Below are 26614 nucleotides of genomic sequence, written 5' to 3' on the forward strand. Positions count from 1 at the left end.
TAAAAGGTTTGAACTAGATTCAGCCTTACTTTGGAAAGGGAGGTTTCTCTAACAATGGCAGAAACACCAAATCAACGAATAACAGAGATAAACTTAAATAAAGAAATGCGGACTTCATTTTTAGATTACGCGATGAGCGTAATTGTTGCCCGTGCCCTACCAGATGTTCGTGACGGATTAAAACCAGTTCACCGTCGTATTTTATATGCGATGAATGACTTAGGTATGACTTCTGATAAAGCCTATAAGAAATCGGCTCGTATCGTAGGGGAAGTTATTGGTAAGTATCACCCCCACGGCGATACAGCTGTTTATTTTACAATGGTTCGGATGGCGCAAGATTTTAGTTATCGTAATATGCTTGTTGACGGACACGGTAACTTTGGTTCGGTCGATGGAGATATGGCGGCAGCGATGCGTTATACAGAAGCACGTATGTCAAAAATTTCGATGGAACTACTGCGCGATATTAACAAAGATACGATTGATTACGCGGATAACTATGATGGTTCCGAGCGTGAGCCAGTTATTTTGCCAGCGCGTTTCCCTAACTTACTAGTCAATGGTTCGTCAGGTATCGCGGTTGGTATGGCAACGAATATTCCTACCCACCATCTTGGTGAAGTTATTGACGGCGTTTTGGCGCTTAGTCGTGACCCGGAAATTACGATTCGTGATTTAATGGAATATATCCCAGGTCCTGACTTCCCTACTGCTGGGATGATTATGGGACGTAGCGGAATTCGTCGCGCTTACGAAAGTGGTCGTGGTTCGATTACCGTTCGTGGTCGTGTCGATATTGAAGAAAAGAAAAATGGTAAAGAAACTATCGTTATTACCGAAATTCCTTACCAAGTAAATAAAGCGCGCCTAGTTGAACGTATTGCCGAACTAGCTCGTGAGAAGAAAATTGACGGCATTACTTCCCTAAATGATGAGTCTGACCGTTCCGGAATGCGCATCGTTATTGAGGTTCGTCGTGATATTAGCGCAAGTGTTATTGTGAATAATTTATTCAAAATGACAGCTCTTCAAACTACTTTTGGTATTAATATGCTGGCACTTGTCGACAATCATCCAAAAGTGCTTAATTTAAAAGAAATTCTTTATTATTATTTGGAACATCAAAAAGTAGTTATTCGTCGCCGTACTGAATTTGAGCTTCGTAAAGCAGAAGCACGCGCTCATATTTTAGAAGGTTTACGAATCGCCCTTGATAACATTGATGCGATTATTAAATTAATTCGTGGATCAAAAACTTCTGATGTTGCTAAAGAAGGATTGATGACACAATTCAACCTTTCTGATAAACAAGCGCAAGCCATTCTGGATATGCGTTTGCAACGTTTAACAGGTTTAGAACGCGAAAAAATTGAAGAAGAATATCAAAATTTAGTGGCATTAATTAACGATTTAAAAGCCATTTTAGCTGATGATGAACGTATTCTTGAAATTATTCGTGAAGAATTAGAAGAAATCAAAGTTAAATATGCGGATAAACGTCGTACAGAAATCTTGGCTGGTGATTTAGTAAGCCTTGAAGATGAAGACTTAATCCCAGAAGAAGAAGTAGCAATCACGTTAACTAAACGCGGCTATATTAAACGTCTACCATTATCGACTTATCGTAGTCAGCGTCGTGGTGGTCGTGGTATTCAAGGTATGTCTACACATGAAGATGACTTCGTAGAACACCTTGTTGCAACGAGCACGCATGATACGTTACTATTCTTCACTAACACTGGTAAAGTTTACCGTTCGAAAGGTTATGAAGTGCCTGAATACGGTCGTACCGCCAAAGGTATCCCAATCATCAACTTGCTTGGAATCGAAAGCCAAGAACAAGTGAATGCCGTGATAAATCTATCCGAATTCACCGATGATAGCTACCTATTCTTCACGACGAAACATGGTGTCGTGAAGCGTACAACCCTTTCTCAATTTGCGAAAATTCGTCAAAGCGGCCTTCGTGCAGTTGAACTTCGCGAAAACGATGAACTTATTTCCGTTCAAATGACAGATGGTAGCAAAAACATGATTATCGCAACGAAACATGGACAATCTATCTACTTCCCAGAAGAAAATATCCGCGTAATGGGCCGTACAGCTGCTGGTGTTCGTGGTATTAGACTTCGTGAAGACGATGAAGTTATCGGCATGGAAGTACTAGAAGACGATGAAAAAGTACTCGTTGTTACGGAAAAAGGTTATGGTAAACAAACGCCAGCTTCCCAGTATCCGCTTCGTAATCGTGGTGGTATGGGTGTTAAAACCGTTACAATCACCGAGAAAAATGGTAACTTGGTAGCAATGAAAACTGTTACTGGTGAAGAGGACTTAATGCTAATGACTGTGAGCGGTGTCTTAATTCGTTTTGAAATCGAAACCGTATCACAAACAGGTCGTAGCGCAATGGGTGTTAAACTAATTCGTCTTGATGAAGATGAAAAAGTAGCCACTGTTGCAAAAGTTCCAAAAGAAGAAGATGAAGTTGAGCTAGAGGAAGAAATCGACGAAACATTAATCACGCAAGTTCCTGATGAAAGTTTTGAAGATGCTCCTGGAAGCGACATAGAAGAATAAAACCAAGCTGGAAATGACTCTAATTTGCGAATTAGAACGATTTTCCAGCTTTTTTTCGGTATTAAAAAGCGCTTTTTGGTCGCATTTTATGTATAATATCTTTAATACGTCTAAAAAAGGGAAGAGTTGAAAAAAATGCGCAAACTGATCCAATTTCTGTTTATAGCAGTAGTTTTATTTTTAGTGGAATACGTTTTAATTAATCAAGCAGCCATACTTTTCTTAGTAACAAGTGCGATTATTCAATTATGCGGGGTTGTTATTACGGTTCGGCTACTCCTATTTGATCAGCGGAATACTAGCTCAAAAGTCGCCTGGATTGCGGTTATTTTCATTTTACCTGTGCTTGGAACGATTAGTTACCTTGTGTTCGGTAGAAATCCAGCAACTAGAAAATTCAGCACAGCTCAAGTAACAGAAAAAGCTAAATTAATAAATGCAGTTCATGCAATTCCAAACAACACCAATGAAAAATTACCAAGACTATCTAAAAGAATTGCTCATTTAACGTCCATAGAGCCGATTAAGGGAAATAAAATCGAAATACTGACAAATGGTGAGGAAACTTTCCCAGTGCTCTTAGACGCGCTTAGAAAAGCAGAAAACCATATCCATATTCAATACTATATTTTCAAAACGGATGAAATTTCTACCGAGATTCGCGATATTTTGGTCGAAAAAGCAAAAGCTGGTGTCGAAGTTAGATTTATGTTTGATGGACTAGGTTCAAGCAAGCTCCATAAAGCCTTTCTAGCTCCTCTAAAAGAAGCTGGCGTTAGTATTCACGCATTTGATCCGATTTCTTCACCGTGGATTGTAAGAACAGCTAATTTAAGAAATCATCGCAAAATTGTCGTGATTGATGGGCAAATCGGCTTCACAGGTGGACTTAATATTGGAGAAGAATATCGTTCCAATACGCCAGATTTCCGTGTTTGGCGTGATACGCATATTAAAATTACCGGTCAAGCCGTAATCGAACTCCAAGAATCTTTTCTAAACGATTGGATTTACATGGAAAACCGAGCTGGAGCTGCCGACGAGTTTATTAGCGAAACCGGATTAAAACAGTATTTCTCACCAGTTGATATGGGTGATGAATGGGCTCAAGTTATTTACGGTGGACCATATGATAAAGAAAAATGGGTGCGTGATTCAATGCTTGATTTAATTGATTCCGCTAAAGAATCAGTTTGGATTGTGTCGCCCTACTTTGTTCCTGACGAGGAGTCGCTTGCGGTTATCCGCCGGGTTGCAATGAGCGGCGTTGACGTACGGGTTATTATTCCCGGAAAAGGTGATCGCGGGATTTCATTCCACGGAAGTAATGCTTATGTGAAAACAATGATTGAGGCAGGCGCGAAAATGTATGCCTACGCCGATGATTCTTTTGTTCATGCGAAGGCAATGTTAGTGGATGGAACGCGAGCAGCTATCGGAACTGCGAATTTTGATGTGCGTAGTTTTAGATTGAATCACGAATTAATGGTATTCTTATATGATGAAAGTGAGGCTATGCACCATTTAAAACGCGATTTCAAGAAAGATTTTGAAGATAGCCGACTATTTACGATGAAAGATATGGAAAGTAAACCATTATTGACTCGTATAAAAGAAGTTCTATCCAGTTTATTATCACCAATTTTATAATTTTAGGAGTGGAAAAATGAGTGGAGATTTAAAACTTAGACCGCTTGAACGAGAAGATTTAAAATTTGTTCACCGGTTAAATAATGATGCGAAAATAATGTCTTATTGGTTTGAAGAGCCATATGAGGCGTTTGTCGAGCTTCAGGAGTTATATGATAAGCACATTCACGATCAGTCAGAACGCCGTTTTATTTTAGAATTAGATGGCCAAATGGTTGGGTTAGTCGAGTTGATGGAAATTGATTATATTCACCGAAGAGCGGAATTTCAAATTATTATTGATCCTAAGTTTCAGGGACACGGTTACGCCGTTTCTGCCACAAAACTCGCAATGAAATATGCTTTTCATGTACTAAATTTGCATAAATTATATTTAGTCGTTGATAAAGTAAATGAAAAAGCAATTCACATCTATGAAAAAGTTGGTTTTATTCGTGAAGGCGAACTAATTGATGAATTTTTTGTTGATGGAACTTACCATGATGCGATTCGAATGTGTATTTTCCAACAACAATATCAAGAAATGGATATTTAAAAGGTGATTGGCGCGGGAAAAGTTGCGCCAGTCATTGTTTTGGGTCAAAAAAAGTTCTATAATAAGGTTTTAGTGAAAAAATTATGGTATCATGAAGTATTAAAGTTTGTATTATTTTGATGGAGAAAGGATTGGCGTGCATTGGCTACAGGCATTGGGACAGCTAAAATGATATTATGCGGAGAACATGCAGTTGTATACGGAGAACCGGCAATTTCAGTCCCATTTACACAAGCAGTAGTAACGACAAATGTAGAAACTTCTACAAAGACCAAATTCTCTTCGGCATTTTTTACAGGTGATTTAGAAGATATGCCTGATTTCTTAGCGGGAATCAAAGCATTAGTTGTAGATGTTTTAAACAAAATTGGTAATGGTGAATGTGTTTCTATTCATGTTATGTCAGGCGTTCCAATTGGACGAGGATTAGGCTCAAGTGCCGCAGTAGCAACAAGTATTGCGCGCGGCTTATATAAATATTTCAATCAAGAATTAGACTCGAAAAAACTATTAGCAATCGTTAATGCGGCAGAAAAAATTGCTCACGGTAATGCCAGTGGCGTTGATGCCATTACAGTTGTGAGTGAAAAGCCAGTTTGGTACGAGCGAGATCGAAAACTAGAAATTATGCACTTTCCTAAAAAAATCACGTTCGTTGTAGCGGATACAGGTGTTCCAAGCGAAACGAGAGACGCGGTTAAGGATGTTCAAGTATTATACAAAGAAAACGAAGCCGAAATCAGTAAAATAATTAAACAACTCGGCGATATTTCCCGGGAAATAAAGACGCATTTAGAAGGCGATGCAGACACTGTGAAGATTGGTGCTGCAATGAATCAAGCACAAACTTATTTGGAAACTTTGACAGTAAGCGATAGCAGTTTAGAGAAATTAATTAAAGTAGCTAGAAGTAGTGGCGCAGATGGGGCCAAACTGACAGGCGGTGGTCGTGGTGGATGTATTATCGCTGTAGCAAAAAATCAAGAAATCGCTGAAAAAATAACGAAGGCACTTCATGATGCTGGAGCTGCACAAGAATGGATTTTTACGATTGGAGAAGGTAGTTATGAGAGCGACAGCCATCGCACACACGAATGTGGCGCTAATTAAATACTGGGGAAAACGCGATGAACACTTGATTCTACCTGCAAACAGTAGTTTATCCTTCACGGTAGATAAATTTTATACAAAAACAACCGTAGAATGGGACGAAAATCTCTCCCAAGATACATTTATTCTTAACGATGAACAAAAAACGGATGCAAAAGTAGCTCGTTTTATAGATAAAATGCGTGAAGAGTTTGGCTTAACAGCAAAAGCAAAAATCATTTCCGAAAATCACGTACCAACTGCGGCCGGACTTGCTTCATCGGCATCGGCATTTGCGGCTCTTGCGCTTGCAGGGTCGAGCGCAGCAGGCAGAAACGATACAAAAGAATATATTTCCAGACTGGCTCGTTTCGGATCTGGATCTGCTTCTCGTTCTGTTTTTGGCGATTTCGTTATTTGGGAAAAAGGCGAGCTAGCTGATGGCAGTGATTCATGCGCGGTGCCTTTTACTAACAAATTATGTGATAAAATGTCGCTTGTAGTCGCAGTTGTTTCAGACAAAGAAAAGAAAGTTTCTAGCCGAGATGGCATGCGTCTAACCGTTGAAACATCCCCGTTTTTCGAAAACTGGGTAGCTGCTGCTAAGACGGATTTGGAAGAAATGAAACAAGCTATTTTGGACGAAGATTTCATCAAAGTTGGCGAAATCACAGAGCGAAACGGCATGAAAATGCATGCGACAACACTTGGCGCAGAGCCACCCTTCACTTATTTTCAACCACAGTCACTTGAAATAATGGACGCCGTTAGAGAATTGCGCGAAGATGGCATACCAGCCTATTTTACAATGGATGCCGGCCCTAATGTGAAAGTGATTTGTGAACGTGAAAATGAAGATATCGTAGCAGAGAAGTTGTCAGGTTTGGCTAAAAACGTTCTAATTTGCCACGCTGGTAAGGAAGCGAGTGTTGTATCAGATGAAAAATAAACTACAGGTTAAAATACCCGGAAAATTATATGTTGCTGGTGAATATGCAGTTGTAGAATCTGGTCATACAGCAATTCTAACTGCAGTTAACCGTTATATAACGCTGACTCTTGAAGATAGTGAGCGCAATGAATTATGGATTCCACATTATGAAAATCCAGTTTCATGGCCAGTTGGCGGCGAACTTAAACCAGACGGGGAACATTGGACTTTTACAGCGGAAGCAATTAATATTGCGACAACTTTCCTGAAATCAGAAGGCATCGAGCTTACTCCTGTGAAAATGGTCATCGAAACAGAATTAATTGACCAATCAGGTGCAAAATATGGACTAGGTTCAAGCGCAGCCGCAACGGTAGCTGTAATTAACGCGTTGATGACGAAATTTCATCCCGAGATTTCCATGCTGAAAAAATTCAAACTAGCTGCACTTTCCCATTTAGTCGTTCAAGGAAACGGCTCATGTGGCGATATTGCATCTTGTATGTATGGTGGATGGATTGCTTATACGACATTTGATCAAGAATGGGTGAAGCATCGTTTAGCATATAAATCACTGGAATGGTTTATGAAAGAACCATGGCCGATGTTACAAATCGAAACATTAGAAGAACCAGTTTCAGCATTTTCAGTTGGTTGGACTGGAACGCCAGTAAGTACGGGCAAACTTGTTTCGCAAATTCACGCGTTTAAACAAGAAGATAGCAAAAATTATCAACATTTCTTAACTAGAAATAACGAAATCATGAAGCAAATGATTCAAGCGTTCCACACGAAAGACGAAGAACTGCTCTACGCCTCTATCAAAGAAAATCGTCGCATTCTTCAAGAACTTGGAACAAAAGCTGGCGTCAATATTGAAACGAGCTTGCTAAAAGAACTAGCGGATTCAGCCGAAAATATGGGCGGTGCAGGAAAATCTTCCGGTTCTGGTGGCGGAGATTGCGGAATAGCTTTCTCAAAAACAAAAGAACTCGCCGAAAAACTAGTTCAAGAGTGGGAATCGCTTGGTATTAAACATTTACCTTTCCATACAGGGAGAGTTCAAATTACTGAATAATGGAGATATCACTAATAAAGCCGAACAACTTTTACATAAAAGTTGTTCGGCTTTTAGTTTGATTACTAAATTTTTTTTTCAGTTTTATTATCTTTATTAGATAAATCAGTTGCATGATTAAAAATAACCACACCAACAACTGTCAAAATGCCAGATTCTGCACCAGAAAGAATATCCATGAAATATAATATAGATGGTAAAACAAAACCTATAACTCCAATTATTAATTCAATCATTCGAAATATCTTTAATTTTTTACTCACGTAACCACTCCCTGTGGAATTAAAGTATGCGACAAAACTAATATATCATGAAAAACAACTTTTCATATAAAAACCAGCTGCAATTTGTTTCAAATTTCACAATCAAGGGAATAGTGAACAGAATAAAAGTTTGTGAAATATTTAATATATCAGGTTTTTGAACTAAGATATCAAATCAGATATAATGAGTTAGAGTATGAACATAGTGATTTTAAAAATGCGGAACAATTTTAAAAAAGTTTGTGAGTTTTTTTCAAAGAATTAAATAGTAAAAGCATTTTTTCAGTTACATAGGAGTTCTAAAAAGCTTCTTTCAGCACTCCGGTAATGGTATTTTTGCGCAAAAATACACATTAGAAAACATCAAAAGGAAAAGAGGGGATTCGGGTGTCAAAGGTACTTAAATCTTTGCTACTCACGGCACTACTTGGGGTTACCGGCCTTATAAGTGGTTGTGGTGACTTGACGGTACTTAATCCAAAAGGGCCAGTTGCTAAAGGTCAGTCGGACTTAATTATTTATTCGATTATATTTATGCTGGTTATTGTTTTGACGATTTTTGTATTGTTTACGATTATGTTGGTTAAATACCGCGAACGGAAAGACATTTCAAACTACGAGCCAGATATGCATGGTAGTAAAAAACTAGAAATTTTTTGGACATTGATTCCAGTTGCTATCGTTATTGCTCTAGCTATTCCGACGGTAAAAACAATTTATGCAGGGGAAGAAGCACCAAAAGTGACTTCGCATAAAGATCCAATTGTTATTTACGCAACAAGTGCAGACTGGAAATGGATTTTTAGTTATCCAGATGAGTCGATTGAAACGGTGAACTATGTAAACATTCCAACCGACCGTCCTGTATTATTCAAATTAACTTCCGCAGATACGATGACAAGCTTTTGGGTGCCGCAATTAGGCGGACAAAAATATGCGATGTCTGGCATGACGATGAATTTATATTTACAAGCAGATGAAGTTGGTACATACAAAGGTCGTAACGCAAACTTCAACGGCGAAGGTTTTGCAGATCAACGCTTTGATGTAGTAGCTCAATCTGAAAAAGATTTCAAAAAATGGGCAAAAGAAACAAAAGCTAGCTCACCAGTTATTACGCAAGACATCTATGACCGTCTGTTAATTCCTGGAAGCTCGAAGCAAAAATCTTATTCTGGTACGCATTTAGCATTTGTTGATGTTGCAGCTGATCCAGAGTATGTTTTCTATGCCTACAAACGTTTTGGTTATGAGATGACAAATCCACATAATCCAAACACAAAATCGACCATTTCTGACAAACCAATGCTTCCGGTTCGTCCTGTAACAGTAACTAATCCGCAATTTGAGCGTCATGATATGAAGCCGCAAATTATTAAAAATGGTGAAGGTTACCACGAGGATAAACACCGCGAAGACGAAATGAAGAAAATGGAAGAAGACATCCAAACAAATGAATTCAATAAAAAAGAATCGGATGACGCAGGGAAGTAAAAAGGGGGGACATAAGGCATGAAATGGAATGAGTTTATCGTAACTGGCGACCCAATGATTTTAGGCGCGCAGATTTCTATCGTACTTGTAAGTATTGGTGTTGTTGCGTTACTAACTTATACAAAAAAATGGAAGTGGCTCATGAAAGAGTGGATTTCTTCCGTTGATCATAAAAAAATAGGTATTATGTATTTGCTTGCTGCTGTCTTAATGTTTTTCCGTGGTGGTGTGGATGCGCTAATGATGCGTACCCAGCTCGCTTTACCGGATATGAAATTTTTAGACGCACAGCATTACAATGAAGTATTTTCTACGCACGGAACGATTATGATTTTATTTATGGCGATGCCGTTTATCATCGGGTTGATGAACATTGCCGTACCACTTCAAATTGGTGCGCGTGATGTAGCATTTCCATTTTTAAACAACTTAAGTTTTTGGACGTTCTTTATGGGAGCGATGCTATTTAACTTATCATTCGTAATTGGTGGTTCGCCAGATGCTGGTTGGACAAACTATGCGCCACTTGCGACAGATTTTAGCGCTGGATATGGAATTAACTTCTATCTTCTAGGTGTTCAAATCGCTGGTATTGGTACGCTGATGACGGGGATTAACTTCTTCGTGACGATTTTAAGAATGCGTACAAAAGGTATGACATTAATGAAAATGCCGATGTTTACTTGGTCTTCATTAATTACAAGTTTGATTATTATTTTCGCTTTCCCAGTTTTAACAGTGGCGCTTGCTTTGATGTCATTTGACCGACTGTTTGGAACAGCATTCTTCACACTCACGAATGGCGGACTCCCAATGATGTGGGCTAACTTGTTCTGGGTTTGGGGACATCCGGAAGTATATATTGTTATTTTGCCAGCTTTCGGTATTTTCTCAGAGATTATTTCTACTTTCTCGAGAAAAAAATTATTCGGTTATCCGGCGATGGTTGCCGCGATGGCAGTTATTTCTTTACTAAGTTTCCTAGTTTGGGTCCATCACTTCTTTACAATGGGATCAGGGGCGCTTGTTAACTCCTTCTTCTCCATTACAACGATGATGATTGCGATTCCGACCGGGATTAAGATATTCAACTGGCTCTTTACGATGTACAAAGGGCGAATAACCTTTACAACGCCAATGCTTTGGTCGCTTGCCTTTATCCCTAACTTTGTTGTCGGTGGGGTAACTGGGGTTATGCTTGCGATGGCTGCGGCCGATTATCAATATCACAATACGTATTTCTTAGTATCCCATTTCCACTACGTATTAATTGCCGGAACCGTGTTCTCCTGCTTTGCCGGGCTTACATACTGGTATCCAAAAATGGTCGGTTACAGACTGAATGAAAAAATTGGTAAATGGTTCTTCTGGATTTTCGTTGTTGGATTTAACGTTTGTTTCTTCCCGCAATATTTCCTAGGACTAGATGGTATGCCGCGTCGTATTTACACTTACGTACAAGGTGATGGCTGGACAACGCTTAACTTTATCTCTACAGTGGGCGGATTCTTGATGGGTGTAGCATTCTTAGTTCTTTGCTACAACATCTACTACAGCTATAAAAACTCTAAACGTGAAGTTACTGGTGACCCGTGGGATGCTCGTACGCTTGAATGGGCTACAAGTTCCGCAGTTCCTCCAAAATATAACTTTGCTGTTTTACCGGAATGGAATGACTTGGATGATTTCTGGAATAGAAAACAAAAAGGCGATCCATATGTAAATGATAAAAATTATAAACCAATCCATATGCCAAGTAATACGATGGTCGGATTTGTGATGTCGGTCTTCTTCTTCATTGCCGGTTTTGGACTAGTATTTTACTGGTACTGGATGGGAATTATTGGTCTTGTTGGTATTTTAGGATGTATGATTTATCGTTCATTCCAAAATAACGACGGTTACCATGTGGAAGTGGATGAAATTAAAGCAACAGAAGAACATAATGCGCGCGAACTTGCGACTGGTGTGAAGGAGGGGAACCCATGGAATCTGTAGAAACAAATAAAAATCTGCCAATTGAATATAGGTCAGAACAAGGTCGATTAAATATTCTTGGTTTCTGGATTTTCCTTGGCGCCGAAATTGCGCTGTTTGCAACACTTTTCGCGACTTACTTTGTTATGAGAAAGGCTGGCTCGAATGCGGGTCATCCGCCAGCAGAAATGTTCGAACTTTGGCTTGTCCTAATAATGACATTTTTACTATTAACAAGTAGTTTCACGTGCGGTCTTGCAATTGGTGAGATGCGTAAAGGCAATGTGAAAATGTTGACGATTTACTCGATTATCACATTAATTCTTGGTGCGGGATTTGTTGGCTTTGAGCTTTATGAATTTGCACACTATGTGACAGAAGGAGTTACGATGCAAGTTGGTTCTTACTGGTCTGCCTTCTTCGTACTACTAGGGACGCATGGTCTTCACGTAACGGTCGGGATTTTCTGGATTAGTTTTATTCTGATTCAAATTAAAATGCATGGTTTGACGCCAAAAACAGCATCAAAAGTATTTATTTCCAGTTTGTACTGGCATTTCCTTGATGTTGTGTGGATTTTCATTTTCACCGGTGTCTATTTGCTAGGGATGGTGAACTAATATGACACAAAATAATAAATCAAATGCAGCACATGCAGAAGGTGGCATTCCTTGGAAACATATTGTTGGCTTTGCATTGTCAGTTATTTTGACGCTTCTAGCAGTCTGGGTAGCTCTTTATTCAACACTAACAACAAATGTTAAGGTAGTTATTATTTTCATCTTTGCGTTCATTCAGGCAGCCCTACAGCTTCTGATGTTCATGCACATGACAGAAGGCCGTGATGGTAAAATCCAAATCGGTAACATTTTATTCGCCGCATTTATTGCGATTGTCGTAGTTATTGGTTCTTATTGGGTAATGGAAATTGGCCATATGAATCATTTGTTATAAAAATAAGCTGATGCATGGAACGGTTTAAACCGAACTAGCATCAGCTTTTTTTATTTTGCGGATATATCACCATTACTATTAATAGTTGCATTTGGAGAAATGGATTGGAGATAATTTAATTGTGCTGTCTTGGAAGAGCCTTCAAGCATATTAATTTGATTGCCTGAAATAATACCTGGATCAAAATGGGCGGTTACTTTTCCTTGATTGAAATTCAATTTATAAATCCCTGTTTCTGCCGAATGACCCGAAACATAGTCAGGAAATAAGAAATTACCTAATGAATAAGCAATTGGAACATCTTTGTATACTTCAAAACTTTGGAGCCAGTGTGGATGGCTGGCAACAATCGCATCAACTAAATTATCATCCACTAGTTTTTTCATATATTGGGTTTGATAATCAACTGGTGTATTCGTCTTTTCAACTCCCCAGTGAAAATAAACGACCATATAATCAATATCTTTATTTTTTGCGCGTTCTTCTTTGATTTTTTCTTCGACAAGGTTTAAATCATAACCATTAGTAACCCCTGGAGTATCTTCGTCGGCAATCCAACCCGTATTCGGGAAAAAGTGGCAAAATGACATGAAACCAACTTTATTTCCTTTGATGTCAGCTACTTTCAGTTGATAAGCCTCATCTTCATTTTTACCAGCCCCAACATAGGCTAAATTATTGGCGCGTAAAGCAGCCGTTGTGTCGAGTAATCCATCTTCGTAATAGTCTAAAATGTGGTTATTACTAATATTAACCATATCAACCCCAGCATTTTTCAAAGCGGTTAAAGAACTAGGATCACTTTTAATCCAAAATTCTTGGTACGGGACTTTTTTTGTTCGAGTTGTAATAGCTGTTTCTAAATCAACAAATGTATAGTCGCTAGATTTCAGTTCCTCGCGAACGTTATTAAAAGGATAATCCATTCCCTTCTCTGCTAAAATTGGTCGTAAATCCCAATCAAACATAATATCACCTGTAAAATCAATGTTAAATGGTTCTTTTGGTTTTGGCGGTGTCTCTTTTTTCTTTTTAACAGCAACGACGGTTTTCTTTTTTGGCTTAGCGGTTTCTTTGTTGTTTGTCATGAGGTTGTTCACTAATAAACCAATGGAAAAAATTAAAATAATTGAGACTATCAGTATAATCCCCTTTTTTCTTGATTTCATTTTTTCTCCTCCTAATTTAAAAGTTAACTAATTCTATCAGTGTGGAGAAAAAGACTTTTATCAAAAACAGGCTCTTTTGTGGAAAATGATGGCTAAATTGTGAACTTTGAAATCATAAAAAATAAGACGAATTAAAAAAATTTAAATTATTGCTTGCTATGTAATGCATTACATATTTTATAGTGGAGAAGTAAATTATATTCGTGAGAGGAGTTAGACATAATGACAGAATCAAAATTTCCTAAAGGCTTTTTATGGGGCGGAGCAGTTGCTGCAAACCAATGTGAAGGCGCATATCTTGAAGACGGCAAGGGACTTTCACTAGTAGATATAGTACCAACAGTAGAGGACGGACGCTGGGATGCCTTATTCAATCCAACGAAAGCGCTTTCCACTGATTACGGTTTTTACCCAAGTCATGAATCAATTGATTTTTATCATCGTTATAAAGAAGACATTAAATTAATGGCAGAAATGGGCTTCAAATGTTTCCGTATGTCCATCAGCTGGCCACGTATTTTCCCAAATGGTGACGAAACTACACCAAATGAAAAAGGATTAGCATTTTATGACAAAGTTTTCGATGAATGTCATAAATACGGCATCGAGCCAGTAGTTACAATCAACCATTTTGATACTCCACTAGAAGTTTTCAAAAAATATGGTGGCTGGAAAAACCGTAAATGTATCGATTTTTACTTAAATTTCTGTGAAGCTATTTTTACGCGTTACAAAGATAAAGTAAAATATTGGATGACATTTAACGAGATTAACATGATTCTTCATATTCCTTTCTTTGGTGGCGGCATGGACGTTACTAACGAAGAAAATCCAGAAGAAGTAAAATATCAAGCGGCTCATCACCAATTAGTTGCATCTGCTTTAGCGACAAAACTTGGTCATGAAATCAACCCTGAAAACCAAATCGGTTGTATGCTTGCAGCTGGGAACACATACCCAATGACATGTAACCCAGAAGATATTTGGAAATCCATTCAAGCTGACCGTGAAGGCTACTTCTTCATCGACGTTCAAGCACGTGGTTACTATCCAAGCTACACTAAACGTTTCTTCAAAGAGCACAACATCAACATCCAAATGGAAGACGGCGACTTAGACGCATTACGCGATCACACAGTTGATTACGTGGCATTCAGCTACTATTCTTCTCGTCTAACAAGCGCTGATCCAGAGAAAAACAAAGAAACAGAAGGCAACGTTTTCGCAACACTAAAAAACCCATACCTAAAAGCAAGCGAATGGGGCTGGCAAATTGATCCACTAGGTCTACGTATTACGATGAATACAATTTACGACCGTTACCAAAAACCACTTTTCATCGTTGAAAATGGCTTAGGTGCAGTGGATACAGTAGAAGAAGACGGCTCAATCAATGACGATTACAGAATCGACTACATGCGTGAACACGTTCGCGAAATGGGCGAAGCAATCGAGGACGGCGTGGAACTTCTTGGCTACACACCATGGGGCTGCATCGACCTTGTCAGCGCTGGCTCTGGCGAAATGAAAAAACGCTATGGCTTCATCTACGTTGACCGCGACAACAAAGGCAACGGAACCCTAAACCGCTCGAAGAAAAAATCATTCGACTGGTACAAAAAAGTAATTGAAACAAATGGTAAAGATATCGACTAGAATATAGGAAACCCCCACTTTCGGTGATGAAGGTGGGGGTTTTGTTTTATTGGTTTTTTGAGTTTTCTTGTTGTTGGATTTCAGAAACTGTTTTTATATTTTCTTCGTTTTCAGTTTTCAGAAACTTTTCATCTACTTCTTTTGCAGAATTTACTATCTCTACTCCAGCTGAATCAAAGAGTCCAGCATCTATCCATAAATCTTCATCCCCATTTAGATAACCTTTAATGTGAACTACACCAGTTGGATTTTCCTGTAAACTAGTTAAAGTAATTTCATTAATACCATTGTAATTATAATCGAAAAACGCTTCAATTCTTGGTTTTTGTTGAGTGAATATCTTGTTAGTATTTTGAATTTCATATTTTTTCCAAAATAAAAATCCACATAACAAACATAGCACTATGATTAAAATAGAGATGAGAATAATAGGCTGTTTTTTCAAAGAAGTTCACCTCAAGGATTTTTGTTTTTTTCTTGTTGTTGGATTTCAGAAACAGTTTTATTTATTTCGTTTTTACGCCAATTGCTAACATCTTTAGGGACACTAATGCTATTTTCAAAATGTTCATCATAAATAGTAGCACTGAAAAATAGATTTTCGTCATTATTGATAAACCCTTCTATGTATGGAATCCCCATAGGAGAAACTTTAACATGAGTAAAGCTCAATTTGTTAATATTGTTATAGTTATACTTCAAAAATTGTTCAATTCTAGGGGCTTCTTTTTCTATGATTTCTTGATGTTTTTTCAAAATTATTTATCCACCAATGCAACTAAGTATTATAATAATGAAAAAAATTATAATATTTCTTTTTTTCATATGTTCACCTCATAAAAATAATAACATAGAAAAGGTCTGGATGTGAGTGGAATTAAAAGATGATACAAATTGAAAATTTAATCTATGACTGCAAAGCGTCTCTAAAATTAGATAAATAAAAAACCTGCTACCATAATCGGATAGCAGGTTTTTCCTCAATAAGAAATCGCGCGTTTTGCTTGTTTGCTCCAACAAGTATTAAAATAACTTTGCGAAATTCGGGCGTTTTTTTGGCCAGACCAGCTGTCGTTGTAGTAAAAATTATTCTTATCATACCCGGTAATAGTGATTGCGTGGACAGAAAAGCCGTGGAAATTACTAACCCAAGCCACAACGGGACGTTTTTTATTCAACTGATTTTTAATGCCGCCTAAATTCGTACCAGTCATATTTTTCGCAGTGCCGGTATATTTTTTCACTTGATTCACCAAAGCGGGAGGATAAATTGTCCAGCCACTTTTAGAAAAAGGATTTCCAACGAAACCATAATTCGGATTGGATTTATGTCGTTTCATTTCTTTCGCGAGTTTGACTTTATCGACATTTTTCCCAGCATAGCGCAGCATCATCGCAATGTTTGTGATTTCGCAGCCAGTTGGTAATTGCGGGCGCTGAACGATTAGAGGTACGTTCATTTGTACAATTTTTGGCGTTGACGGTGCTGGTGTGGGAGCTGGTGCGGCGGTTGCAACTTTTACATATTTCCCAGATACGTAGCCGTTTTTCCCTTTAAAACTAAAGCGATACCAGTTATTGGATGTTTTGGCGATCGCTTTGAATTTTGTATTATTTTTAAGCCAGCCGACAACTTTTCCTGATGTGGCGTTGGTTGAACGAACATTAAGGCGTGCGGTTGTTACCATTTGCTTGTTTATTACCGTTTCCTTTGCCGCCGCCTGACTCGTTGTAGAAACACTAAATACACTTAAAACTAATCCCAAGACGAGTATCCATTTCCCCCATTTTCCCAAAAAAGTCCCCATAATTTCCCCCTTTGATACAGATTACTTATGTATACCCTGTTTTTGAAAAATAAAAAGAAAACGCTTGCATAAATGAAATACCCGTGTTACTATAAAAATGAACTTAACGTGTTAACCGGTTATTAATAAAAAGTTCAGTGATAGCAACCGAATTCAAGTTTGCAATCAAAAAATTATCATGGTACCATTAACCTAAAACTTAACGTGTTAACGCGCGGGATGCTTTAGGGGGAAATTGTTATGGCAGAACCAAAATACTCTATTATAATCAATGATATTAAGCGATTAATTAGTGATGGAACTTTTAAGCCTGGGGAAAAAATTTATTCAGAAGATGAACTGAAAAAGAAATATAATGTTAGTAATACGACGGTTGTGCGCGCATTACACGAATTAGTACGAGCTGGGATTTTAGCGCGTTATCAAGGAAAAGGCACCTATGTCAGTAAATCGATTATTAACGAAGAAGTTATTTTTAATGAGTATACAACAGTGCCGAACGGAAGATTCAATCGTAAAACAAAAATTGCTAATGAGCACACAAGAGTTGTAGCAATTAATGAAATTCAGGATGCGCGAATCGCTAAAAAATTACAAATCCCACCTGAAAATATGATTGTTCATTTTCAACGAATCCGCCTTATTGATGATTTACCTTGGACTGTTCAAAACAACTATATGGCAAAATCTAATTTGATCAATGTCGATTTAACAAATTTTGAAAAGTTTAATTCTTTATCTGAAGTGATTAAAGAGCTTTATGACATTAATATTTTGCACGAAGCGATGAAAGAGAGAATTGAAGTCGAATTTCCAGTAAAAGATAAAAATAATTTCAAATTACTCGAAATTGATACCGAATTACCACTTTATCATATTGAAAGAATAACTTATGTGCCAGAGGGGCAACCCTATGAATATATTGAAAGTTATTTACGGCATAATTTTTACTCTATTGAAATTGAAAAGAAAAAACAATAGAAGGGGGTTAATTACTTGGATTATATTATCGCAGCACATGGCCGGTATGCGCAGGAAGTGAAAAATAGCTGCCAAATGATTACTGGCCAAACAACCAATATTTATGCAGTTACTTTTACCGAAGAAATGGGGGTGACAGATGTAATAGATGCCTACACGGCAGTTTATTCACCTACAAATGAAACCGCTATCATTGTCGATATTGTTGGTGGAACTCCGTGTAATGCAGCTCAAATGTTTCGTGCAAAAAATCCAGAAGTTAAAGTCGTATCAGGTTTGTCGTTAGGATTAATCATTCCACTTAGCCTTGGAGAAAGTTTAGAAGGGGCAATGCTTGGAGCGAAAGAAAATATTCAATTTGTAGAGCAGAAAGCAAATAATACAACAGTAACCGATGATGGGGAGGAAGAGGACTAATGGGAAGTAACGGAATTAAACACGTACGCGTAGATGAAAGACTGATTCACGGGCAAGTAGCAACAATGTGGACAAATACTATAAAAGCAACGCGAATCATGATTGTTGATGATGCTGTTGTGAAAAATGATATGGAAAAAATTGCCCTAAAAACCGCAGTGCCGGCTGGTGTTAAATTAAGCATTTTGACAGTCAAAGGTGCAGCAACTAATATCAATAATGATAAATACGCAGGGCAGCAAGTTTTCTTAATCGTAAAATCACCTCATGCTCTTCGCGGTTTAGTGGATGCGGGCGTAGAACTCCCCCAAATCAATGTTGGTAATATGTCGACGAAAGCAGGAAGTCGCCAAATCAAAAAATCAGTAAGCGTGACGGATGAAAATTTGGAAGATTTTGATTACTTATCTCAAAAAGGCATTAAAATCACTGCTCAAATGGTTCCAAGTGAAGATGCAGTTGAATTTGCAAGTTTATTAAAAAAATAAGTAGTAAGAAGGGAGAACTACAATGGATTTAGCAGTTTGGCAGATTATATTGTTAGTTATACTTGCAGCTTGTACCATTCTTGATGCTTTAACTTTAGTAATAGGACTTAATTTCCCTGTAATAACAGGAACGCTTGCTGGACTCATTATGGGTGATATGGTGCTCGGACTTGCGATTGGGGCAACGTTACAGCTGATGGTTCTAGGTGTTGGTACATACGGAGGCGCGTCGATTCCTGACTTTACAACTGGAGCAATCGTAGGGACAGTATTTGCCGTTTTATCCGGTCAGGATGCGGAATTTGCGATTGGGCTTGCGATTCCAGTGGGGCTTTTAATGGTTCAATTAGATATTTTAGCAAGATTTACCAATACATTTTTCTTGCACCGGATTGATACTAACATCGCTTCGGGAAATATCTCGGCGGTTAAACGGAATATTTGGTACGGAGCATTACCATGGGCTTTATCACGTGCGGTTCCAGTATTTATCATGCTGACTTTCGGACAAAGCGTGGTTGATTTTATTCTTAATGAAATTCCAGAATGGCTGATGGGCGGACTTCGTGTAGCTGGTGGCATTCTTCCAGTAGTTGGTATCGCGATTCTCCTTCGTTATTTACCAACAAACAAATTCGTTGCCTATTTGATCATTGGTTTTGTAGCCGCGGCCTATCTAAAAGTACCGATGCTAGGCGTAGCGCTAATTGGTGTGGCTTTAGCAATCATTTACTTCAAACAAAATTTCAAAAATCCAGTAGCTGTAGGAGCAAATGGCGCAGCGCTAGTTGGGGAGGAGAATGAAGATGGCGAATACGAAGACTGAGCAGGATTTTGAGAAAGTACTCAAGAGACGCGATTTAATAGCAGCAAACTTTCGTTGGTTGTTTGCCAGCCAAATCTGTTGGAACTATGAGCGAATGATGTCGACGGGTTATCTTTATAGTATTATGCCAACACTTCGGAAGCTTTACAAAACAGACGACGATTTAAAAGATATGATGAATATGCACAACCAATTTTTCAATACGAATCCTATGGTCGGCGGTCTGATTCTAGGGATGGATATGGCGATTGAAGAACGAGAAAAGAAAGCTTCAAAAGAAGTCGTAACTGGTTTGAAAACTGGTTTAATGGGACCGTTTGCTGGTGTTGGGGATACGATTTTCGGGGTAATTTTACCGACGATTTTTGGATCCATTGCCGCATATATGGGCCTTCAAGGTAATGTAACAGGTGTGGTTATCTGGGTATTAGTTAATATTTTGGTTGTTGGAGCTAGATTTACCTTACTTCCACTAGGATATAAGCAAGGCGCGAAACTGGTAACGGAATTTGCAGACAGACTTAACGCGTTAACCGATGCAGCTATTTTACTTGGGGTCACGGTCGTCGGGGCTTTAATACCAACCGTAATCAAAGCAACCGTGCCATTTGTTTATAAATCAGGAAAAGTAGAACTGAAAATGCAAGACATGCTCGATCAAATCATGCCTTCACTCGTTCCAGTCTTACTCGTGGCGCTAATCTATGCACTTTTAGGCCATAAAAAAATGACATCTACGAAAGCAATTTTATTAGTAATGGTTATTGCGATTATTTTATTCAACCTAAAAATTCTAGGTTAAAATATGAAAATTGGAGGAATAGACAAAATGGGATTAACATTTTTTGACAAAGCGCGTGAATTAACGGAGGAACTAGAAAAAACACAGGCGGAAAGTATTCATCAAGCAGCAAAATTGGTGGCAGACAGCATTATGAATGACGGGATTATTCAAGCATTCGGTAGCGGGCACTCTTATGCGGCGGCCATTGAAGTATGCGGGAGAGCGGGCGGACTTATTCCATCGAAGGTTATTATGGACCCGGCTGGCGGATACTATGAATCTATTGAGGGCGTTGGTTCCTTGCTGACTCATAGATTACAAGCGAAACCAAATGATATCTTCTTCCTTATATCTAATTCAGGTCGTAATCCGATGGGAATTGAGCTTGCGGAATGGATTAAATCGCAAGGTTGCAAATTGATAGTTGTAACAGCGCTAGATGCCTCGCAAACAGCCGCTTCTAGACATTCTTCTGGAAAACTGTTGTATGAATTTGCGGATGTTATTTTAGATAATCGTTCAATCCAAGGGGATGCGGCACTTGAATTAGATGGATTAGAAGGAAAAGTTTGCGGAACTTCTTCATTCTCAGCCGTTCTACTTCTCCAACAAACAATCTATGAAGCAGTAGAACTTATGCTTGCAAAAGGCTATACACCGCCAGTTTATCGTAGTGCTAATATTGATGGCGGCTACGAATACAATTTTGCGATTGAAGATAAATTCGCTGATCGGATTTTCCACTTATAATAAAAACGGGCGCGAAAATGAACGTTGTTTTTGCGCTTTTTTTGGAGGCTAGACGATGGTTTTAAAAGAAGCGTGTATTGAAAATACTACTAACTTGGCAAAGGTTATTGCTGCTGGAGCTAATCGAGTGGAGCTTTGTGATAATCTGGCGGAGGGCGGGACTTCTGTTAGTTACGGGGTTGCGAACTATGTGGTACGAGTTTGCCATGAACAAAATGTGAGCGTAATGGCGATGGTTCGTCCTCGAAAAGGTAATTTCAGCTATACAAAAGAAGAAATTGCGATTATGCGCGAGGATATTTTGATGTATAAGAAAATAGCGGTTGATGGTGTGGTTTTTGGCTGTATTACGGATGCAGGATTACTAGATAAACCAGCCATAAATGAGTTGATAAAGGCGGCGAGAGGTGTCGAAGTGACTTTTCATATGGCATTTGATGAGTTAATAGAAACGGAAAAATTACCGGCGATTGATTGGCTAGCAGAGCAAGGTGTCACGCGAATTCTTACGCACGGCGGGGACGGGGCAAAACTTCCAGAAGAAACCTTTGTCAATTGGCGAAAATACATCGATTACGCAGCGGACCGAATAATTATTTTACCCGGTGGCGGGATTAAATCACACAATATAAAATGGATTTTAAAAGAAACCGGAGCAGCTGAAATCCATGGCACTGACTTGTTTGGGGAGCACTAAAACTCCCCAAATAAATTTATTTTAAAAAAAGGGTTGCAACCGTTTTCTTTATATGATATATTTATCTCATCACAAAGGATTGTTACCAATTCATTGGGCAAAACCTAAGCTGATTTGAAGGACACGTATATACGTGGAGTCCTCGAATGAGCTTAGGTTTTTCTTTTTGCCCAAAAAACCAAAAAGAGGAAGGAAGTCGTCAAAATGAAATATGAACAGTTAGCAAAAGACATCCTGAAAAATGTCGGCGGTAAAGAAAATATCAACAGTGTTTTCCATTGTATTACCAGACTTCGGTTTAAACTGAAAGATGAGAACATTGCGAACACAAAAGAAATTGAAAAACTTGATGGAGTAATTTCTGTCATTAAAAGTGGTGGTCAATACCAAGTAGTTATTGGTAACCATGTACCAGACGTATTTAAAGCAGTATTAGAAGTTGGTGGGATTTCAGCTGAAGGAGAAGAAGAAAGCGCTCCTGCAAGTGGTAACCTATTCAACCGCTTCATCGATATGATTTCTGGCGTATTTACACCAGTTCTAGGTGTATTAGCCGCAACAGGTATGATTAAAGGTTTCACAGCAATGTTTGCAGCATTTGGTTGGATTACAGTTACTTCAGGTACTTACCAACTACTTTATGCAATTGGGGATTGTTTATTCTACTTCTTCCCAATTTTCCTAGGTTACACAGCAATGAAAAAATTCGGCGGAAACATATTTATCGGGATGGCAATTGGTGGTTCTCTAGTTTATCCAGCTCTTGCAGGTATTTCAGCAGGCGACCCAATTTACACACTTTTCGCAGGAACAATTTTTGAATCTCCAATTCACGTAACATTCTTAGGAATTCCAGTTATCTTGATGTCTTATGCATCTTCTGTTATTCCGATTATTTTAGCAACATACTTCGGTGCAAAAGTAGAAAAAGGCTTCAAGAAAATCATTCCAGATGTAATCAAAACTTTCGTAGTTCCATTCTGTACACTATTAGTAGTAGTTCCACTTACTTTCCTTGTAATCGGACCAATCGCAACTTGGGCTGGACAATTACTTGGAGCAGGAACAATTTGGATTTATAACTTAAGCCCAATCGTTGCTGGTTTAATCTTAGGTGGTTTCTGGCAAGTATTCGTTATCTTTGGACTTCACTGGGGTCTTGTTCCAGTGGCAATCAACAACTTAACAACACTTGGAGCAGATCCAATTCTTGCAATGATGTTTGGTGCTTCTTTTGCCCAAATCGGTGCAGTATTAGCAGTATTCTTCAAAACTAAAAATACAAAAATTAAATCTCTTAGTATTCCAGCATTTATTTCCGGTATCTTTGGTGTAACTGAGCCAGCGATTTACGGGGTTACTTTACCACTGAAAAAACCATTTATCATGAGCTGTATCGCTGGTGGTATTGGTGGCGGAATCATTGGCTTTGCAAGTGCAAAAGCTTATATCATGGGTGGACTTGGAATCTTCGGTCTTCCTAACTTCATCCAACCAGGCGCTGGTATTACAAGCGCATTCTGGTGGGTAATTATCGCAATGGTTATCAGCTTCATCCTTGGTTTCATCTTAACTTATGTAGCAGGATTCAAAGATCCAGCTGAAACAGTTGTAGAAGAATCTAACACAGTTGAAGGCGAAACTTTAATCGAACGTGAAACAATTCCAGCTCCAGTAGTTGGCGAAATCGTAACTTTAGCAGAAGTAAAAGACGAAGCATTTTCATCCGGTGCACTTGGAAAAGGTGTTGCAATCATCCCAACTGTTGGACGTGTAGTAGCTCCAGCAGCAGGAACAGTAACAACTATCTTCCCAACTGGTCATGCAATCGGTATTACAACTAAAGACGGTGCAGAAGTATTAATCCACATCGGTATGGACACAGTTCAACTAGAAGGTAAATTCTTCACAGCACACGTTAAACAAGGCGATACAATCGAAAAAGGTCAATTACTAACTGAATTTGATATTGAAGGCATTAAAGCTGCTGGATATGACGTTACAACTCCAGTGGTAGTAACAAACTCTAACCAATATTTAGACGTAATGATCACAGATGCAAAAGAAGCGAAACTTGAAGAACGTTTAATCACATTAGTAATTTAAGACTTCTAAATAAACAGCTTGGGCGCTATCTTGCTCAAGCTGTTTTTGTGTTATACTGGGGAAAAATAGGCGGTGAAGCATGTGTTAGTAAAAGGTGATTCAGTGGGAATTATTTGTTGTTCTGACGGGCGGAAAGCGGAAGATAAGTTGCGAATTGAGCGGCTCGAGGAAGTTTTGAGAACAGAATTTGGTTTGCGAGTCATATTTGCTCAGACCATTTTTCAAATTGAAGCCTCACCATATAGTGGCTCTGCCAAAGAACGGGCAGCAGAACTGATGAAATTGTATCAAAACGCAGAGGTGAAAGTGATATTTGATATTTCTGGCGGAGATGCGGCGAATCAAGTGTTGCCTTATCTCGATTTTGATATTATTCGAACTGCACGAAAACCGTTTGTTGGCTACAGTGACTTAACGGTAATTCTGAATGCTATTTATGCGAAAACGGGGCAGTCTGGTTTTAATTATCAACTATTACATTTAGTTGGTGTAGATAGCGAGTTACAGCAAAGTCAGTTTAGAAGAACATTTTTTGAAAATCGCGTATTAATTAATGGGGAGCAGCTCAATGATTTTGAATGGCGCGCTGGAGAAGTTATTGGCGGAAATATTCGTTGCTTTTTGAAATTGGCAGGAACGGAATTTATGCCAGATTTTACTAATAAGATAATTTTGCTAGAAAGTTTGGGTGGAAAAGAGGCGAAAATAGCTTCTTATGTGGCGCAATTAGAGCAGTTAGGTGCGTTTTCTAGCTGTTTGGGGATAATTGTGGGACAACATTCAGAGGCGGAGGAAAGTGGCGAGTTTGATAGGATAGGCTTCTTATATCAACAGATTGGACGAGAATATAAGGTGCCGATTTTCCGAACGAACGAAATTGGGCATGGTAGAGATGCGAAACCATGCTGTATTGGAGAGGAAATTAGCATCTCAAGAGAAACATTAACAAATTTTTAATATTTTTATTGCGAAATGTTCATAATTAACCTTTAATATAGAATTTGTAAGCAAGGAATACAATTAGTTTTACTCCCTTTTTGCTAATTGTAAACTTCCTTAAAATCCTAAACTCCCTTTTTTGGACCGACTTGATTGTCGGTCTTTTTTTATTTTCCAAGCTGATAACTATTCAATTTTTTGTTAAAATGATAACATAAAAGAAAACGCGTATGAAAAAGGAGTTTTTATCATGAAAGTTGAAGGATTGCTTGGATTTTTAGGGGCGGCATTGGGGATTGGATTTAGTTTGATGGTTCTTGTTATTCCTGATATTTCACAGGCTTTAGAAGAGGAATCGTTTTTCTTCTATATGCTAACAATTGGTTCGCTTGTACTTTCAGGGGTTGGGCTTGCAGGATCGTTTGTTGTTTCGCATAAGCCGCGTCTTGGTGGAGCAATGATGGTTGCAGCTGCAATCGGTTGTACAATGTCGATTTCGATTATGTTCTTACTACCAATCGTATTACTTGCTGTTGGTGGATTAATCGCACTAATTAACTATGAAGAAGCTGCGTCAATAGAAGAATAAAACAAAAACGCTGTCCGCGGACAGCGTTTTTTTATTAACGATGAAGATATTTTTTCAAAAAGTAGTAAATTCCGTCGGCGTCATTTGCAGCAGTAACAAAATCAGCGCTTTGTTTCACTAGATCGCTTGCGTTTTCCATCGCAACTCCTGCGCCAGCTACTTCAAGCATACCGATATCATTTTCACCATCGCCAAAAGTAATGATATTCTCTGGCTTAATATTTAAATGCGCGGCGAGATTTTTCACGGCATATTTTTTATCCATATCTTTTGGCAAAATTTCAATGTTATTTGCATGCGATGAAAGAATAGAAACGTCAGCTAATTTTTCTAATTCGCTTCGTAGGACAGCTAGTTTATCGAAATCTTCTTCTTCAATGACGATGCCATTAATAAATTGATCCGCATGTTGTAGGAACGCTTCTTTTGTTTTAATGGCAACGAGTTTTGTCGCGTTAACCCGGCCTTTATCTTCTTCGTCAGTAAAATAATAAGGTGGATTTTTCGTATAGTAAACTGTATCCGTTGAGAAGAAAAACACTGGTAAATCATGAGCTTGGCACAACGAAAATGTTTCGAGTAACGCAGATTGCTTCATTTTTTCTTGTTGGATGATTTCACCGGATACTGCGACCACACCGCCGTTCGAAGCGATAATATCTGCTTTTGGGTGGACAAGTTTGGCGAAATCCGTTGCGGAATTGTACATGCGACCAGTAGAAACGGCGAAATGATGCCCTTCTTCTATTAATTGTTGCAAGATAGTTAATGTTTTTTCAGAAATTGTTTGATTTTTGAGTAGTAATGTTCCGTCTAAATCGGAGCAAATTAAGTATTTTTCCAAGTAAAC

At 38.5% G+C, this 26614-nt stretch carries 27 protein-coding genes; 21 read left to right on the top strand and 6 right to left on the bottom strand.

All coding sequences use genetic code 11. The features are described 5' to 3' along the window. Positions 1-54 precede the first annotated feature (54 nt). The 6 genes from gyrA (at position 55) to HCB49_RS11155 (ending at position 7866) form a co-directional block, all read left to right on the top strand. Entirely contained in the window at positions 55-2583 is a 2529-nt protein-coding gene (gyrA, locus tag HCB49_RS11130; RefSeq protein ID WP_185480513.1) for a DNA gyrase subunit A, read from the top strand. A 135-nt stretch (positions 2584-2718) separates the two neighbouring features. Continuing rightward, positions 2719-4233: a cardiolipin synthase gene (gene cls / locus HCB49_RS11135; protein WP_185604972.1), complete on the top strand. Its 1515-nt coding sequence runs from the start codon at positions 2719-2721 to the stop codon at positions 4231-4233. A gap of 16 nt (positions 4234-4249) precedes the next feature. After that, on the top strand, positions 4250-4768 hold the full coding sequence (gene speG, locus HCB49_RS11140; RefSeq protein ID WP_185391750.1) for a spermidine N1-acetyltransferase: 519 nt from the start codon (positions 4250-4252) through the stop codon (positions 4766-4768). 141 nt (positions 4769-4909) lie between these two features. Further along, entirely contained in the window at positions 4910-5878 is a 969-nt protein-coding gene (mvk, locus tag HCB49_RS11145; protein ID WP_185604973.1) for a mevalonate kinase, read from the top strand. Beyond that, positions 5835-6806, top strand: coding sequence for a diphosphomevalonate decarboxylase (gene mvaD / locus HCB49_RS11150; protein ID WP_185604974.1), 972 nt, complete (start codon positions 5835-5837; stop codon positions 6804-6806). Before mvk ends, mvaD begins: the two co-directional genes overlap by 44 nt. Next, the gene (locus HCB49_RS11155; protein ID WP_185604975.1) at positions 6787-7866 is read left to right on the top strand and encodes a phosphomevalonate kinase; all 1080 of its coding nucleotides are present in this window, start codon (positions 6787-6789) and stop codon (positions 7864-7866) included. Before mvaD ends, HCB49_RS11155 begins: the two co-directional genes overlap by 20 nt. Positions 7867-7931: 65 nt before the next feature. On the opposite strand, the gene HCB49_RS11160 is transcribed toward HCB49_RS11155, so the two are convergent. Continuing rightward, entirely contained in the window at positions 7932-8129 is a 198-nt protein-coding gene (locus tag HCB49_RS11160; RefSeq protein ID WP_185605092.1) for a hypothetical protein, read from the bottom strand. Between the two features lie 387 nt (positions 8130-8516). On the opposite strand from HCB49_RS11160, the gene qoxA reads away from it, so the two are divergent. Genes qoxA through qoxD form a run of 4 tightly spaced genes read left to right on the top strand, consistent with a single transcriptional unit; the run spans position 8517 to position 12554 of the window. Then, positions 8517-9623, top strand: a complete 1107-nt coding sequence (gene qoxA, locus HCB49_RS11165; RefSeq protein WP_185604976.1) for a cytochrome aa3 quinol oxidase subunit II — start codon at positions 8517-8519, stop codon at positions 9621-9623. 18 nt (positions 9624-9641) lie between these two features. Then, the gene (gene qoxB / locus HCB49_RS11170; RefSeq protein ID WP_003725631.1) at positions 9642-11621 is read left to right on the top strand and encodes a cytochrome aa3 quinol oxidase subunit I; all 1980 of its coding nucleotides are present in this window, start codon (positions 9642-9644) and stop codon (positions 11619-11621) included. Next, positions 11609-12220 carry a cytochrome aa3 quinol oxidase subunit III gene (gene qoxC, locus HCB49_RS11175; RefSeq protein WP_003721631.1) on the top strand — a complete coding sequence of 204 codons (612 nt, stop codon included), beginning with the start codon at positions 11609-11611 and terminating at the stop codon, positions 12218-12220. Before qoxB ends, qoxC begins: the two co-directional genes overlap by 13 nt. Before the next feature lies 1 nt (position 12221). Further along, entirely contained in the window at positions 12222-12554 is a 333-nt protein-coding gene (gene qoxD / locus HCB49_RS11180; protein ID WP_003725633.1) for a cytochrome aa3 quinol oxidase subunit IV, read from the top strand. Positions 12555-12604: 50 nt separating this feature from the next. Here the strand turns inward: qoxD and HCB49_RS11185 are convergent, their stop codons facing one another. Continuing rightward, on the bottom strand, positions 12605-13723 hold the full coding sequence (locus HCB49_RS11185) for a CapA family protein (RefSeq protein ID WP_185604977.1): 1119 nt from the start codon (positions 13721-13723) through the stop codon (positions 12605-12607). A gap of 222 nt (positions 13724-13945) precedes the next feature. On the opposite strand from HCB49_RS11185, the gene HCB49_RS11190 reads away from it, so the two are divergent. Beyond that, on the top strand, positions 13946-15379 hold the full coding sequence (locus HCB49_RS11190) for a 6-phospho-beta-glucosidase (RefSeq protein WP_185391746.1): 1434 nt from the start codon (positions 13946-13948) through the stop codon (positions 15377-15379). Between the two features lie 46 nt (positions 15380-15425). Here the strand turns inward: HCB49_RS11190 and HCB49_RS11195 are convergent, their stop codons facing one another. The 3 genes from HCB49_RS11195 to HCB49_RS11205 all read right to left on the bottom strand — a co-directional run bounded on the left by HCB49_RS11195 (position 15426) and on the right by HCB49_RS11205 (position 17187). Further along, complete coding sequence (locus HCB49_RS11195) at positions 15426-15824, bottom strand: DUF1433 domain-containing protein (protein ID WP_185604978.1); 399 nt, start codon at positions 15822-15824, stop codon at positions 15426-15428. 11 nt (positions 15825-15835) lie between these two features. Further along, positions 15836-16135 (bottom strand): DUF1433 domain-containing protein, encoded by a 300-nt coding sequence (locus tag HCB49_RS11200; RefSeq protein WP_185604979.1) that lies wholly within the window; start codon positions 16133-16135, stop codon positions 15836-15838. A 224-nt stretch (positions 16136-16359) separates the two neighbouring features. Further along, positions 16360-17187, bottom strand: a complete 828-nt coding sequence (locus tag HCB49_RS11205) for a C39 family peptidase (RefSeq protein ID WP_185604980.1) — start codon at positions 17185-17187, stop codon at positions 16360-16362. Between the two features lie 240 nt (positions 17188-17427). On the opposite strand from HCB49_RS11205, the gene HCB49_RS11210 reads away from it, so the two are divergent. From HCB49_RS11210 to HCB49_RS11255, 10 genes are all read left to right on the top strand, one after another. Next, complete coding sequence (locus tag HCB49_RS11210; RefSeq protein ID WP_185604981.1) at positions 17428-18168, top strand: GntR family transcriptional regulator; 741 nt, start codon at positions 17428-17430, stop codon at positions 18166-18168. 15 nt (positions 18169-18183) lie between these two features. Continuing rightward, the gene (locus HCB49_RS11215; protein WP_185604982.1) at positions 18184-18585 is read left to right on the top strand and encodes a PTS sugar transporter subunit IIA; all 402 of its coding nucleotides are present in this window, start codon (positions 18184-18186) and stop codon (positions 18583-18585) included. Continuing rightward, a complete protein-coding gene (locus HCB49_RS11220; RefSeq protein ID WP_185604983.1) occupies positions 18585-19073 on the top strand; it encodes a PTS sugar transporter subunit IIB in 489 nt (162 codons plus the stop codon). Before HCB49_RS11215 ends, HCB49_RS11220 begins: the two co-directional genes overlap by 1 nt. A 22-nt stretch (positions 19074-19095) precedes the next feature. Further along, positions 19096-19899: a PTS mannose/fructose/sorbose/N-acetylgalactosamine transporter subunit IIC gene (locus HCB49_RS11225; RefSeq protein ID WP_070266710.1), complete on the top strand. Its 804-nt coding sequence runs from the start codon at positions 19096-19098 to the stop codon at positions 19897-19899. Next, positions 19874-20701 carry a PTS system mannose/fructose/sorbose family transporter subunit IID gene (locus HCB49_RS11230; RefSeq protein ID WP_185391736.1) on the top strand — a complete coding sequence of 276 codons (828 nt, stop codon included), beginning with the start codon at positions 19874-19876 and terminating at the stop codon, positions 20699-20701. The genes HCB49_RS11225 and HCB49_RS11230 overlap by 26 nt, the downstream gene beginning before the upstream one ends. A 27-nt stretch (positions 20702-20728) precedes the next feature. After that, positions 20729-21433, top strand: coding sequence for an SIS domain-containing protein (locus HCB49_RS11235; RefSeq protein ID WP_185604984.1), 705 nt, complete (start codon positions 20729-20731; stop codon positions 21431-21433). 55 nt (positions 21434-21488) lie between these two features. Next, positions 21489-22130, top strand: coding sequence for a copper homeostasis protein CutC (locus HCB49_RS11240; RefSeq protein ID WP_185604985.1), 642 nt, complete (start codon positions 21489-21491; stop codon positions 22128-22130). Positions 22131-22334: 204 nt separating this feature from the next. Beyond that, positions 22335-24236: a beta-glucoside-specific PTS transporter subunit IIABC gene (locus HCB49_RS11245; RefSeq protein ID WP_185604986.1), complete on the top strand. Its 1902-nt coding sequence runs from the start codon at positions 22335-22337 to the stop codon at positions 24234-24236. An 81-nt stretch (positions 24237-24317) separates the two neighbouring features. After that, positions 24318-25193 (top strand): S66 family peptidase, encoded by an 876-nt coding sequence (locus HCB49_RS11250; RefSeq protein ID WP_185604987.1) that lies wholly within the window; start codon positions 24318-24320, stop codon positions 25191-25193. A 232-nt stretch (positions 25194-25425) separates the two neighbouring features. Beyond that, positions 25426-25764 carry a DUF4064 domain-containing protein gene (locus HCB49_RS11255; protein WP_070260765.1) on the top strand — a complete coding sequence of 113 codons (339 nt, stop codon included), beginning with the start codon at positions 25426-25428 and terminating at the stop codon, positions 25762-25764. 34 nt (positions 25765-25798) lie between these two features. Here HCB49_RS11255 and HCB49_RS11260 read toward each other — a convergent pair whose 3' ends face one another. Next, entirely contained in the window at positions 25799-26608 is an 810-nt protein-coding gene (locus tag HCB49_RS11260) for a Cof-type HAD-IIB family hydrolase (protein ID WP_185604988.1), read from the bottom strand. Positions 26609-26614: the final 6 nt, after the last annotated feature.

It is taken from the genome of Listeria cossartiae subsp. cayugensis (assembly GCF_014229095.1).
GTDB lineage: Bacteria > Bacillota > Bacilli > Lactobacillales > Listeriaceae > Listeria > Listeria cayugensis.

Coding starts and splice junctions, on each gene's coding strand:
- gyrA (WP_185480513.1), top strand. CDS start 55: ATGGCAGAAACACCAAATCAACGAATAACAGAGATAAACTTAAATAAA.
- cls (WP_185604972.1), top strand. CDS start 2,719: ATGCGCAAACTGATCCAATTTCTGTTTATAGCAGTAGTTTTATTTTTA.
- speG (WP_185391750.1), top strand. CDS start 4,250: ATGAGTGGAGATTTAAAACTTAGACCGCTTGAACGAGAAGATTTAAAA.
- mvaD (WP_185604974.1), top strand. CDS start 5,835: ATGAGAGCGACAGCCATCGCACACACGAATGTGGCGCTAATTAAATAC.
- qoxB (WP_003725631.1), top strand. CDS start 9,642: ATGAAATGGAATGAGTTTATCGTAACTGGCGACCCAATGATTTTAGGC.
- qoxC (WP_003721631.1), top strand. CDS start 11,609: ATGGAATCTGTAGAAACAAATAAAAATCTGCCAATTGAATATAGGTCA.
- qoxD (WP_003725633.1), top strand. CDS start 12,222: ATGACACAAAATAATAAATCAAATGCAGCACATGCAGAAGGTGGCATT.
- HCB49_RS11185 (WP_185604977.1), bottom strand. CDS start 13,723: ATGAAATCAAGAAAAAAGGGGATTATACTGATAGTCTCAATTATTTTA.
- HCB49_RS11190 (WP_185391746.1), top strand. CDS start 13,946: ATGACAGAATCAAAATTTCCTAAAGGCTTTTTATGGGGCGGAGCAGTT.
- HCB49_RS11205 (WP_185604980.1), bottom strand. CDS start 17,187: ATGGGGACTTTTTTGGGAAAATGGGGGAAATGGATACTCGTCTTGGGA.
- HCB49_RS11210 (WP_185604981.1), top strand. CDS start 17,428: ATGGCAGAACCAAAATACTCTATTATAATCAATGATATTAAGCGATTA.
- HCB49_RS11220 (WP_185604983.1), top strand. CDS start 18,585: ATGGGAAGTAACGGAATTAAACACGTACGCGTAGATGAAAGACTGATT.
- HCB49_RS11225 (WP_070266710.1), top strand. CDS start 19,096: ATGGATTTAGCAGTTTGGCAGATTATATTGTTAGTTATACTTGCAGCT.
- HCB49_RS11230 (WP_185391736.1), top strand. CDS start 19,874: ATGAAGATGGCGAATACGAAGACTGAGCAGGATTTTGAGAAAGTACTC.
- HCB49_RS11235 (WP_185604984.1), top strand. CDS start 20,729: ATGGGATTAACATTTTTTGACAAAGCGCGTGAATTAACGGAGGAACTA.
- HCB49_RS11240 (WP_185604985.1), top strand. CDS start 21,489: ATGGTTTTAAAAGAAGCGTGTATTGAAAATACTACTAACTTGGCAAAG.
- HCB49_RS11245 (WP_185604986.1), top strand. CDS start 22,335: ATGAAATATGAACAGTTAGCAAAAGACATCCTGAAAAATGTCGGCGGT.
- HCB49_RS11255 (WP_070260765.1), top strand. CDS start 25,426: ATGAAAGTTGAAGGATTGCTTGGATTTTTAGGGGCGGCATTGGGGATT.